The 11,842-nt window shown below is 72.7% G+C and carries 11 protein-coding genes; 5 read left to right on the top strand and 6 right to left on the bottom strand.

Going from position 1 to position 11,842, the window contains the following annotated elements:
* Positions 1 to 269 (bottom strand): hypothetical protein (locus AB0J08_RS39410; RefSeq protein WP_360644276.1); only part of this gene is annotated, 269 nt, incomplete at its 3' end.
* 387 nt (positions 270 to 656) lie between these two features.
* Between AB0J08_RS39410 and bla the strand changes: the two genes are divergently transcribed.
* Positions 657 to 1,586, top strand: a complete 930-nt coding sequence (gene bla / locus AB0J08_RS39415) for a class A beta-lactamase (protein WP_360644303.1) — start codon at positions 657 to 659, stop codon at positions 1,584 to 1,586.
* Positions 1,587 to 1,858: 272 nt separating this feature from the next.
* Complete coding sequence (locus tag AB0J08_RS39420; protein WP_360644278.1) at positions 1,859 to 2,677, top strand: serine hydrolase; 819 nt, start codon at positions 1,859 to 1,861, stop codon at positions 2,675 to 2,677.
* Between the two features lie 103 nt (positions 2,678 to 2,780).
* Here the strand turns inward: AB0J08_RS39420 and AB0J08_RS39425 are convergent, their stop codons facing one another.
* Genes AB0J08_RS39425 through AB0J08_RS39445 form a run of 5 tightly spaced genes read right to left on the bottom strand, consistent with a single transcriptional unit; the run spans position 2,781 to position 8,677 of the window.
* Entirely contained in the window at positions 2,781 to 3,560 is a 780-nt protein-coding gene (locus tag AB0J08_RS39425; protein ID WP_360644281.1) for a 3-oxoacyl-ACP reductase, read from the bottom strand.
* The gene (locus AB0J08_RS39430; RefSeq protein ID WP_360644284.1) at positions 3,557 to 4,933 is read right to left on the bottom strand and encodes an aldehyde dehydrogenase family protein; all 1,377 of its coding nucleotides are present in this window, start codon (positions 4,931 to 4,933) and stop codon (positions 3,557 to 3,559) included. The genes AB0J08_RS39425 and AB0J08_RS39430 overlap by 4 nt, the downstream gene beginning before the upstream one ends.
* Positions 4,930 to 5,631, bottom strand: coding sequence for a gamma-glutamyl-gamma-aminobutyrate hydrolase family protein (locus AB0J08_RS39435; RefSeq protein ID WP_360644287.1), 702 nt, complete (start codon positions 5,629 to 5,631; stop codon positions 4,930 to 4,932). The genes AB0J08_RS39430 and AB0J08_RS39435 overlap by 4 nt, the downstream gene beginning before the upstream one ends.
* Positions 5,628 to 6,986: a glutamine synthetase family protein gene (locus AB0J08_RS39440; protein ID WP_360644290.1), complete on the bottom strand. Its 1,359-nt coding sequence runs from the start codon at positions 6,984 to 6,986 to the stop codon at positions 5,628 to 5,630. Before AB0J08_RS39440 ends, AB0J08_RS39435 begins: the two co-directional genes overlap by 4 nt.
* Positions 6,983 to 8,677, bottom strand: a complete 1,695-nt coding sequence (locus AB0J08_RS39445) for an amino acid permease (protein WP_360644292.1) — start codon at positions 8,675 to 8,677, stop codon at positions 6,983 to 6,985. The genes AB0J08_RS39440 and AB0J08_RS39445 overlap by 4 nt, the downstream gene beginning before the upstream one ends.
* Before the next feature lie 188 nt (positions 8,678 to 8,865).
* On the opposite strand from AB0J08_RS39445, the gene AB0J08_RS39450 reads away from it, so the two are divergent.
* The 3 genes from AB0J08_RS39450 to AB0J08_RS39460 all read left to right on the top strand — a co-directional run bounded on the left by AB0J08_RS39450 (position 8,866) and on the right by AB0J08_RS39460 (position 11,454).
* Positions 8,866 to 9,594 (top strand): GntR family transcriptional regulator, encoded by a 729-nt coding sequence (locus AB0J08_RS39450; RefSeq protein WP_360644295.1) that lies wholly within the window; start codon positions 8,866 to 8,868, stop codon positions 9,592 to 9,594.
* Between the two features lie 162 nt (positions 9,595 to 9,756).
* A complete protein-coding gene (locus tag AB0J08_RS39455) occupies positions 9,757 to 10,749 on the top strand; it encodes a helix-turn-helix domain-containing protein (RefSeq protein WP_360644297.1) in 993 nt (330 codons plus the stop codon).
* 294 nt (positions 10,750 to 11,043) lie between these two features.
* Positions 11,044 to 11,454, top strand: a complete 411-nt coding sequence (locus tag AB0J08_RS39460) for a hypothetical protein (RefSeq protein WP_360644300.1) — start codon at positions 11,044 to 11,046, stop codon at positions 11,452 to 11,454.
* The last annotated feature ends 388 nt before the right edge of the window (positions 11,455 to 11,842 follow it).

Here is an 11,842-nt window from a genome sequence, read left to right on the forward strand (position 1 = left end):
GGCGAGATCAGCAGCGGGTAGCCGCCCGGGATCACCACGCCGACCGGCATCTCGGTGGTCGGCCGGCCGGCCAGCACGCGGGCCAGCACCAGGTAGGAGTCCTCGTCCGGGTGCACCGAGGGGTAGCTCAGGTGCCGGACGAGGACGAGCCGGAAGAGCACCTCCACGGCGTACCCGGCCGCCAGCGCGGCCGGCCAGAACCAGCGCCGCCCACGGGCCTGCTCGAACCACCGGGCCACCCGGCCCGGCAGGCCCGAGGGGCCGTTCACGAGGGCGGAGGGTTCTGCGGTTTCCCGGGCGCCGTTCCGGCGCTCTTCGAGGGCGGCAGGCCGGGGCAGGGTCGGCTGTCGCGCGGAGCGTTGTGTCATGCAGCTACATATATCGGCTACCTGCATATGATGTCCAGAAGAGTAAGCGGCGCGGAGCCGAGCGGCGGCCCCACGGCGGGGCCACATCTGGACGAGCCCACCGGGACCGGGCTCCACGAACGAGACGGCGACACCGGCAGCGACCTCTCCCGCCACGACCCTCGACACCTCCTCGATCAGCGGGTCGGACGGCCCCGCCTCGCCGAAACCTGACTTCGCCTCACATCCGGGCCCATACTGTCCGCACACGTTTGAATCACGTCGACACGTCGAACAGAGGAGAAGGCGATCGTGAGGACCTTCGCAGGGCGCCCGAACCGCCGCGCGGTGCTGGCCCTCGGCGCCGGGGCCGTACTGGCCTCGGCCGTGTCCACGGGCGGCCCGGCCCACGCGGCCGGCGGCGCGTCACCGGGGGGAGCCCCGATCTCCCGGGCCTTGGCCGACCTGGAGCGCGAACACGGCGCCCGGCTGGGGGTGTTCGCGCGGAACACGGTGACCGGCCGGAGCGTGGCGTACCGCGCCGACGAGCGCTTCCCGATCTGCTCGGTGCACAAGACGCTCACCGCCGCCGCCGTCCTGCGGGACCTCGACCGGGACGGCGAGTTCCTCGCCCGGCGGATCCGGTACACCGCGAAGGACGTCACGGACGCGGGCTACGCCCCGATCACGGGCACGCCCGAGCACCTCGCGAACGGCATGACCGTCGCCGAGCTGTGCGCCGCCGCCATCGGCCACAGCGACAACGCCGCGGACAACCTCCTGCTCCGCGAGCTCGGCGGCCCCTCGGCGATCACCCGCTTCTGTCGGTCCATCGGCGACCACCTGACGCGGCTCGACCGCTGGGAGCCCGAGCTCAACTCCGCCGAACCGGGGCGGGCGACGGACACCACCAGCCCGGCCGCCATCGGCCGGAGCCACCAGAAGCTGGTCCTCGGCGCCGCGCTCGGGCCACGGGACCGGCAGCGGCTGACCACCTGGCTGCTCGGCAACACCACCGGTGCCGCCCGCCTGCGCGCCGGACTCCCCGAGGGCTGGACCCTCGCGGACAAGACCGGCACCGGCGAGTACGGCACCACCAACGACGTGGGCATCGCCTGGAGCGGGGACCGGACGCCCGTCGTCCTGGCCGTCCTCTCCACCAAGCGGGACGCCGACGCCCCGGCGGACGAACCACTGCTCGCCAGGACCGCCGCTCTCCTGGCGGCCGCCCTGATCTGACGTCTCGGCGGCCGGCCGCCGGTGGGGCACGTCGGGTGGGCCCCGCGGGCGGTCCGCCGGGAACGGTTGTCGGCCTCGGCCCCTGCGGGCACGGAGGGATGCGGAAGATCGCCGGACTCGTCCGGCCGGTGCTGCGATGCGCCGTGGATGCGCCCTGCTGCCCGCGCCGGGCGGCTGCCTGACTGGACCCTGCCGGGATCCCCGAGTGGAGGAGTGGAGGTGCGGCGGTGCGCGAAGAGGTGCCACCACGCGTGGGCCAGGCGCCTTCTGCCGTGAATCTGCCGCCCGGCGCGAGCGTGCTGTCGGTGCACGTGGCCCCGCTCGGCGCGGCGCCGGCGCGGACGCTGAACCCCGACACGCCCCACCTCGCGGCCAGCACGATGAAGGTGGCCGTCCTCGCGGCCCTGCACCGCAGCGGACGGGACCTCGACACCCCCGTGCCGGTGGACAACTCGTTCGCCTCGGCGACGTACGGGCCCCGGTTCGCCGTCGTCCGGGAGCGGGACGACGATCCTGCGCCGTGGCAGGCGCTGGGAACGGAGCGCACCCTGCGGTGGCTGTCCGAGCGCATGATCGTCCACTCGTCGAACCTCGCCACCAACCTCTGCCTCGCCCACGTCGGGCTGGACGCGGTCGCCGAGGTCTGGCGCCTGGCACGGGCCAGGCACAGCGCCACCCGGCGCGGCATCGACGACCTCGGCGCGCAGGCGGCGGGGATCGTCAACGTGGTGACCGCCGCCGACCTGGCCCGGCTGCTGCGACGGCTCCAGCCGGAGCTGCTCGACGTGCTGGCCGCCAACGCGCACCGGGTCGACCTCGCCGCCGGCCTGCCGCCCGGCACCCGGGTGGCCTTCAAGAACGGCTGGCTCCCCGGGGTCCGGCACAGTGGCGGCATCGTGTACCCGCAGGACGCGCCGCCCTACAGCATCGCCGTCTGCTACACCGGCCCGCTCGCCACCGGGCACGCGGTCGACGACCCGGCCGCCCGGCTGCTGGCCCGGATCTCCGCCGCTTACTGGGCCCGGCGGCACACGCTGGGCCGGGAGCCGCCCGCCGGCCACACCTCCGCGGTCCGAGCGGCCGAAGGCTGAAGGGCGGCCGCCCTCCACGAGCGCGCTGGTCGCGCTCCCTCGTGAAGGGCGGCTCAGCGGCGTCGGGTCACGCGGTCCCGGGCCGGACACCGCGAGACCGGGGCTACTGCCACTCCGGGGTGACGTACGCGCCCGAGATGCCGCCGTCCACCAGGAAGGTGTTGGCGGTCATGAACGAGGAGTCGTCGCTGGCCAGGAAGGCGACGGCGGCCGCGATCTCCTGCGGTTCGGCGAACCGGCCGAGGGGGATGTGCACCAGCCGGCGGGCGGCCCGCTCCGGGTCCTTGGCGAACAGTTCCTGCAGCAGCGGGGTGTTGACCGGCCCGGGGCAGAGCGCGTTGACCCGGATGCCCTCCCGGGCGAACTGCACACCCAGCTCGCGGGACATCGCCAGCACCCCGCCCTTGGAGGCGCTGTAGGAGATCTGCGAGGTGGCCGCGCCCATCACCGCGACGAACGAGGCGGTGTTGATGATCGAGCCCTTGCCCTGGCGCCGCATGTGCGGGATGGCGTACTTGCAGCACAGGTAGACGCTGGTGAGGTTGACCTCCTGGACCCGCCGCCAGGCGTCGAGTCCGGTGGTCAGGATGGAGTCGTCGTCCGGCGGCGAGATCCCGGCGTTGTTGAAGGCGATGTCCAGCCGGCCGTAGTGGTCGACGGCCTGCTGGTACATGGCCTCGACCGCGTCCTTGTCGGTCACGTCGGCCCGGACGAACAGGCCGCCGACCTCGTTGGCCGCCTTGCTGCCGGACTCCTCGTCGAGGTCGACGCAGACCACCTTGGCGCCTTCGGCGGCGAACCGCCTGGCGGTGGCCAGGCCGATACCGCTGCCCGCGCCGGTGATGACCGCCACCCGGCCGTCGAGTCGCTCGGTCGTGCTCATCGTTCCTCCGTGGAGATGAAGACGTTCTTGGTCTGAGTGAAGGCATCGAGGGCGTCCGGGCCGAGCTCACGGCCCAGACCGGACTGCTTGAACCCGCCGAACGGGGTCGAATAGCGCACCGAGGAGTGCGAGTTGACGGACAGGTTGCCCGCCTCCACCGCGCGGGAGACGCGCAGCGCCCGGCCGACGTCCCCGGTCCAGATCGAACCGGACAGGCCGTACTCGGTGGAGTTGGCGATCCGTACCGCCTCCTCCTCGCCGCGGAACGGGACCACGGCCACCACCGGCCCGAAGATCTCCTCGGTGAAGGCCCGGTCGTCGTGCCGCACGGGTGCCAACACGGTCGGCGGGTACCAGAAGCCGGGGCCGGCGGGGGCACTGCCGCGGAACACGACCGGCGATTCGTCGGGGACGTACGACGCCACCCGGGCCAGGTGCGCGGCCGAGATCAGCGGCCCCATCTCGGTCTTCTCGTCGGCCGGGTCGCCGACCCGCACCCCGCGCACGGCGACCTCCAGCAGCGCCATGAAGTCGTCGTACACGGACTCCTCGACCAGGATCCGCGAGCGGGCGCAGCAGTCCTGTCCCGCGTTGTCGAAGACCGCGTACGGCGCGGTGGCGGCGGCCCTGGCCAGGTCCGCGTCGGCGAAGACGATGTTGGCGCTCTTGCCGCCGAGTTCGAGGGTGACCGGCTTGACCTGGGCCGCGCAGCCCGCCATCACGGCCCGGCCGACGGCGGTGGACCCGGTGAAGACCACCTTGCGGACGGCGGGGTGGGTGACGAAGCGCTGTCCGACCACCGGGCCGCGCCCCGGCAGGACCTGCAGGACGCCCTCGGGCAGGCCCGCCCGCAGGGCGAGTTCACCCAGGCGCAGCGCGCTGAGCGGGGTGAGCTCGGCCGGTTTGACGATGACGGTGTTGCCGGCCGCGAGTGCCGGGGCCAGGGCCCAGGCGGCGATCGGCATCGGGAAGTTCCACGGCACGATGACGCCGACCACGCCGAGCGGTTCCTGGAAGGTGATGTCCAGGCCGCCGGCGACCGGGATCTGCCGGCCGAACAGCCGCTCGGGGGCGGCGGCGTAGTACTCGATCACGTCCCGGGCGTTGCCGGCCTCCCAGCGGGCGTTGCCCACGGTGTGCCCGGCGTTGGCGACCTCCAGGGCCGCCAGGTGCTCCCGGTCGGCGTCGACGGCGGCGGCGAAGGCGCGCAGCAGCCGGGCCCGGTCGGCGGGGGCGACCCTGCGCCAGGTTTCGAAGGCGGCCTGGGCCCGTGCGATCGCGGCGTCGGTCTCGGCGAGCGAGGCCAGTTCGACGGTGGTGATCACCTCCTCGGTGGCCGGGTTGATCACCTGGTGGACGTCGGGTTCGGTCATCTGGCTGCCTCCTTGCGGCTGGCCGCGGTGAACGCCTCGAACAGGCGAGGGTCGTCCGGGTCGGTCTCGGGGTGCCACTGGACGGCCACGGTGAAGGACCGGCCGGGCAGTTCGAGCGCCTCGACGGTCCCGTCGGCGCTCCGGGCGGTGGCCCGCAGACCGGAGCCGGTGCGGCCGACCGCCTGGTGGTGGTAGCAGGAGACCTTCGCCGTGGGCCCGAGGATCCCGCCGAGCACGCTGTCGGGCCGGATCGCCACCTCCTGGCGGACGTAGCCGGCCGGCAGGGTCTGGTGGCTCTCGTCCGGCAGGTGCTGGACCAGGTCGCCGCCGAGTGCGACGTTGAGCAGTTGCAGGCCGCGGCAGACGCCGAGGACCGGCAGGTCGCGGTCGAGCGCCGCCGCCAGGAGCGCCAGTTCCCAGCTGTCCCGCTGCGGTCGGGGGCGGCCGGTGCGGGGGTGGGGGTCGGCTCCGTAGCGGGCGGGGTCGATGTCGGCGCCCCCCGCGAGCAGCAGGCCGTCGAGCGCACCGATCAGCCGTTCGACGCCGCCGGGCTGGGGCGGGAGCAGGACGGCGGTGGCCCCGGCCCGGGAGACGGCGTCGAGGTAGGTCTGCGGCAGGACGGCGGCACTCTGCCGCCAGACGCCCCAGGCCGCCTCGTCCAGGTAGCTGGTGATGCCGATCAGCGGGCGCGCGGTCACAGCCGCTCGAATCCGCGGCGCCGCTCCCAGTCGGTCACCGCCGCTTCGTAGGCGGCCAGTTCGGTCCGGCCGGCGTGGGTGTAGTGCTCGACGACGTCGGTGCCGAAGGCCTCGGCGGCGGGCTTGCTGCGCTCGAACGCGTCGATCGCGTCGCGCAGCCCGGACGGCACCCGGGGCGCCTCGGAGGCGTAGGCGTTGCCGGTGAACTCCGCTTCCAGTGGCAGCCGGTGCTCGATCCCGTGCAGGCCGGCCGCGATCAGCGCGGCGACCGCGAGGTACGGGTTGACGTCCCCGCCGGGGACCCGGTTCTCGAACCTCAGCGAGGGGCCGTGGCCGACCACCCGCAGTGCGCAGGTGCGGTTGTCGCGGCCCCAGGCGATGGCGGTCGGGGCGAAGCTGCCCGGCACGTACCGTTTGTAGGCGTTCACGGTGGGGGCGAGCAGCAGCGAGAAGTCGGCCAGGCAGGCGAGCTGGCCGGCCAGGAAGTGCTCCATGGTGCGGGAGAACCCGTGCGGGCCGTCGCCCGGCATCACCGGCCGGCCCTGGTCGTCGCGCAGGCTGAGGTGGATGTGGCAGGAGTTGCCCTCGCGCTCGTTGTACTTGGCCATGAAGGTGAGGCTGACCCCCTCCTGCGCGGCGATCTCCTTGGCGCCCGTCTTGTAGACGGCGTGGTCGTCGCAGGTGGTGAGCGCCTCGCCGTACTTGAAGGCGATCTCGTGCTGGCCGGGGTTGCACTCCCCCTTGGCGGACTCCACCGTGAGCCCGGCGCCCGCCATGCTGTTGCGCAGCCGGCGCAACAGCGGCTCGATCCGGGAGGTTCCGAGGATGGAGTAGTCGACGTTGTACTGGTTGACCGGGGTGAGCCCGTGGTAGTCCTTGTCCCAGGCCTGCTCATAGCTGTCCCGGAAGACGATGAACTCCAGCTCGGTGCCGACGTAGGCGTGCCAGCCGTGCTCGGCCAGCCGGTCCAGCTGGCGCCGCAGGATCTGCCGCGGGGAGACGCTGACCGGCCTGCCGTCGTGGTGGTGCACGTCGCACTGGACCATGACGGTGGCGGGGTGCCAGGGCACCGCCCGCAGGGTGGTGAGGTCGGGGGTGAGGACGAGGTCCCCGTACCCGCTGTCCCAGGACGAGATCCGGTAGCCGTCCACGGTGTTCATGTCGATGTCGACGGCGAGCAGGTACCCACAGCCCTCGGCCGAATTGGGGACGACGTCGGTGAGGAAGTACTCGGCGGCGATCCGCTTGCCCTGCAGACGGCCCTGCATGTCGGTCATGGCTAGCACGACGGTGTCGACACTGCCGTCGGCGACCAGCGCTTCCAGCCGGTCGAGGGTGAGCCGGGACGCGGTCATGAGGTCTCCAATTCGTCGGCCGGGGAGTTCCCCCCGACCGGCAGTTCCTGGCTGCCGGTCACGGGGGTGTCCTGGATCCGGGGGCCGGTGAACCAGTGCCGGGCGGAGGCCAGCCACCAGAGGCCGGCGAACCCGAACACCACGGCGACCGCCACGGGGGTGTAGTTGAAGCCGGCGGCCGTCACCGGGCTGGCGGTCGGCAGCATGAACAGCACGGTGATCACGGCCGTCCAGCCGACCGCGACGCTGCCGATGACGCCGCTCCAGCGGCCGAGGTGCCAGGGGCCCCGGGGGAACGCCCGGCCTTGCCGCAGCCGCAGGAACACCGGGATCACGTAGGAGAGGTAGAGGCCGATCACCGAGATCGAGGTGACGGCGGTGTAGGCGGTGGTGTTCCACAGAGCGGGCAGGCCGAGGAGCAGGGCGCCGCCGGTGGCCAGCCAGACGGCGTTGGTGGGGGTCTGGGTGCGGGGGTCGATCCGGTGCCAGAGTCGGGAGCCGGGCAGTGCGCCGTCCCGTGAGAAGGCGTAGATCATCCGGGAGTTGGCGGTGACCGAGGCCATCCCGCAGAAGAACTGGGCGCCGATCACGATCAGCAGGAGCAGCTTGGCTCCGGTCGGGCCGATGGCGTCGATGAAGATCTGCGCGGGCGGGACGCCGGTGGAGCTGCCGAGCGCCCCCGCGTAGTCCTGGATCGCGAAGGTGATGCCGAGCAGGAGGATCCAGCCGGCCACCAGGGAGACCACGATGGCGTTGACGATCCCGCGCGGACCGGAGCGGGCGGCGTCGTGGGTCTCCTCGGTCATGTGCGCGGAGGCGTCGTAGCCGGTCAGGGTGTACTGGGCGAGCAGCAGACCGAGCATGCCGACGTAGAAGCCGTTCCGGAAGCCGGTGTTGTTGACGAACTCGGTGAAGACGAAGGATGCCGGGGCGTGGTGGCTGGGCAGCAGGGCCAGCGCGCCGACGATCACCGCCACGCCCACCAGGTGCCACCAGACGCTCACCGTGTTGAACAGGGCCACCAGCTTGACGCCCCGGGTGTTGAGCAGCCCGTGCAGCAGCAGGATCACCGCGAAGATCTCCACGGTGTGGCCGGTCGTGGCGGCGAACCCGAACTGGAGGTCGAGGAAGGCGTTGGTGAAGAAGGCCGCCCCGTAGTCGACACCCGCCGTGACGGCCACCTGGCCCATGAAGTTGAACCAGCCGGTGAACCAGGAGGCGGCGGGCCCCTTGCGGCGGGCCAGTTGGGCGGCCCAGTAGTAGAGCCCGCCCGCGGTCGGGTAGCTGGAACAGATCTCCGCCATCCCGAGGCCGACGCAGAGGGTCATCAGCCCGACCAGCGGCCAGCCCCAGATGATCATGGCGGGGCCGCCGGTGTTCATGCCCATTCCGTAGAGCGTGAGGCACCCGGAGAGGATCGAGACGATGGAGAAGGAGACCGCGAAGTTGGAGAAGCCCGACATCGAGCGGGCCAGCTCCTGGGTGTAGCCGAGCTCGCGCAGCCGCTGTTCGTCCGGGGACAGCAGCGCGGGGGCGGCGGATGCGGAGGCGGGCGTGGGGGCGGCGGACGTGGCGAGTGCGGGGGCCGCGGAGGCGGGCGCCGTGGCGGAAACGGTCTTGGAATCGGCGGGAAACACTGCTCTGGCAGGCTGCTCGGCCGGGCTGGAGCCGACCTGTTCTTCGGATGTCATGCGCACCCCTGGGGAATGAGGCGGGGACCGGCACGGGCGCCCACGTCGTCGTGGTGCGCCACCCTTGCGCTCCAATGGCCCGAAAGCAGACCATTAGAGCCGTGTGCAGCATCGTTCACCCGCGGCCGCCCCGGCGTCAAGAGCACTCCCCCGACCGGCTTCCACCCGCCCCCGGGTACGATCACCCCGTGGAGGCACAGGTGGACCGGCAGCTCGACAGCGTCTTCCGACCCGTCCGCACCGGCAACGCCTTCGAGGAGACCGTCGAGCGGATCCTCCAGGCGATCAAGCTCGGCGTGGTCGGCCACGGTGACCGGCTCCCCGCCGAACGTGATCTCGCCGTCCGACTGAACGTCAGCCGCGAGACCCTGCGCGAGGCCCTGCGCTCGCTCCAGCAGGCCGGCTGGGTCGAGGCCCGCCGCGGCCGCTACGGCGGCACGTTCGTCACCTACCGACTACCCGCACCCGACGTCGGCGAGCTGCGCCGCGCCGCCCGGGACCTCGGCGCGGAGCTGGAGGACGCGCTCACCCTGCGCCTGGTCCTGGAGGTCGGCGCGGCCGAACTCGCCGCCCGCCGCGAACTGACCGAGAGCCAGCAGACCTACCTGCGACAGCGGCTCGCCGACGCGGACGGCGCCAGCCCCGACGAGTACCGGCAGTGCGACTCCCGCTTCCACCTGGCGATCGGCGAACTCACCGGCTCCCCCTCACTCGCCGCCGGCATCGCCGAGGCCCGGATCCGGCTCAACGACCTGCTCAACGCCATCCCCATGCTCGGCCGAAACATCGACCACGCCTCCGACCAGCACCGGGCGATGACCCGGGCCATCCTGGCCGGCGACGCCGCGGCCGCCCGCCGGGCCACCGAGGAGCACCTGGAGGCGACCGCCGCGCTGCTGCGCGCCTTCCTCGGCTGAGCGGGCCGCGGGCCGCGCCTCACCGGGGCACACGGTAGGGGCGACCCCGCCGTCGGCCATTTCGCGCGGTGCCCCGGCCATCTTCCCGGGCGCGCATTGCACGGCGTCCGCCGCCCCGAACACGCTGGGTGTACGCGAAGGTTTCCCAGCCAGGGGGAGCTCATGGTGTACACACATTTCGACACGGCGGGACTACCGCCGGATCAGCAGTTCGAGTGCTGGCGCGAGGCCGTCGGCCGAGGAGTGACACCCGTGCACATCACCACCGAGGCCGCCGGTTTCGAGGGGAGTATCGGCTCCCTGCCATTGGGGTGCACGCATCTGACGACGATGTCCTTTCCGCAACTGCGATCCGACCGGACGGCGACGCTGGTGCGTCAAGGGGATCCGGAGACGTACGAACTGGCCCTGATCCTCAGCGGGTCCATGGCGGTGTCGCAGGACCGCAGTGAAGCCCACCTGGGCGCAGGCGACTTCGCGATCTGGTCGTCCTCGCGCCCCTACCGCGGCCTGGCGGCGGGCGGGCCGGACGGCGGGTCGTCGCGTGCGGTCGTGCTGCACCTGCCGAGGGCGCTGGTCCCCGTGCCCGAGGCCAAGGTCGGCGGCCTGCTCGCCCGCACGCTGCCCGCGGCCGCCGGCATGGGCCGGATCCTGGCGCAGTACCTGCTCTCGGTGGCCCGGGAGGCCCACGGTCTGACCGAACAGGACGGCGCCCGGCTCGGCGTGACCAGTCTGGACCTCGCTGCGGGCTTCCTCGCCGAACAGGCCGACGCGGCGGCTCGGCTGCCTCCCGAAGCGCGCCAGCAGGTGTTGCTGGCCCGCATCGACGTCTTCCTCCAGGACAACCTGGCCGATCCCGGACTCGGCCCGGCCGCCGTCGCCGCCCACCACCACATCTCGGTCAGGCTGCTGCACCACCTCTTCCGTGATCGTGACGAGACGGTGTCCGCCTCGATCCGGCGCCGCCGGCTGGAGCGCTGTCACGCGGACCTCGCCGACCCGTCCCTGCGGCACGTCACCGTCCGCGACATCGGGATGCGGTGGGGAATGGACAGCCCCGACGGCTTCAGCCGGGCCTTCCGTGCCGCCTACGGCACGACCCCGGGCGAGCACCGGCGTTCCGCACTCGCCGCCCACGCCGGCGGAGGGACCTGACGGCCGGTCATGGGGCCTGCCGTGGGGGCCTGCCGTGAGGCCGAAGCGCACGACGCCACCGCGGCTTCCCCGTGCGTCGAGCGCCAAGGCTTCCTGCGCTGGATGCCGATGACGGCCGCTGCGGCCGACGGAAGAATCGCCCATGCACACGGAAGATCCGGTGGCGCCAGCACACCGGTACATCTGTTCCGGGGAGGAGGCGGACCGGGCCTGTCGCCCGCCTGAGCGCGGGATCCGCCCAGGCCCGCCGCTGTCGCCGCCTCGCCGGGACCACTTCGTGGATAGAGGACAGGGATGACCAAGCGCACCACGTTCAAGCTGCTCGCGGCGTCGGCGGTGATGGCCGGCGCCGTCGCCGCCGGAACGACCTCCGCCTCCGCCCAGGGGGTCATCGTTTTCGACCAGTGGCGGACCTACCAGAGTTTCGTCGGCTGCGAAGGCTGGCTCGACTCCGGACACGAGGTCGGCACCAACGAAGCCCACGTGCGCGGCGCGTTCAAGCTCGGCACCAGCACCAGGGGCACCGTCTGCAAGGGATGGCTGGAACGACGGTCTTCCCCCACCGCGCCCTGGCAACGGATCTCCGACATCCACACCGCCAGCGACACCACCTACTGGTACTACGACGGCGGCTCCTACCAGGCGCGGGTGTGCGTCGGCGACCTCCTCTACTCCACCTCCTACTCCTGCGAGGGCTACTGGTAGCCGAACCCCGGCACCGCCGGGCTGACGCCCCGCCCGGCCGCCGGACCACGGATCACCGCGAGCAGCGCGCCGCCGCACCGAACGCCCACCGGCCCGGCCCCGGGGGCGAATGACTCGGCCGGTCCACCGTCCCGGGCAGCAGAGATCCCGCACGGTGGACCGGCCCGTCATGGCCTGGCGGAGCGCCCACCGTTGCCGACGGTGCGCCGCGCAAGACCCTCGCTCCGCCACCTGTGGGGCTCATTCCGACCTGCTTCCGTCACGGAGAGCGCTGACCGGCCGGCGGCGAGTGAGGGCTGTGGTGCGGACCACCCGGGGGTGGGTGGCCGCCCGGCACTTCCGGTACGGGCGGCCGAGGGCTCGTCACACACCGTCGACGATGTGCGCG

This window comes from Kitasatospora sp. NPDC050463, assembly GCF_040655255.1.
GTDB lineage: Bacteria > Actinomycetota > Actinomycetes > Streptomycetales > Streptomycetaceae > Kitasatospora.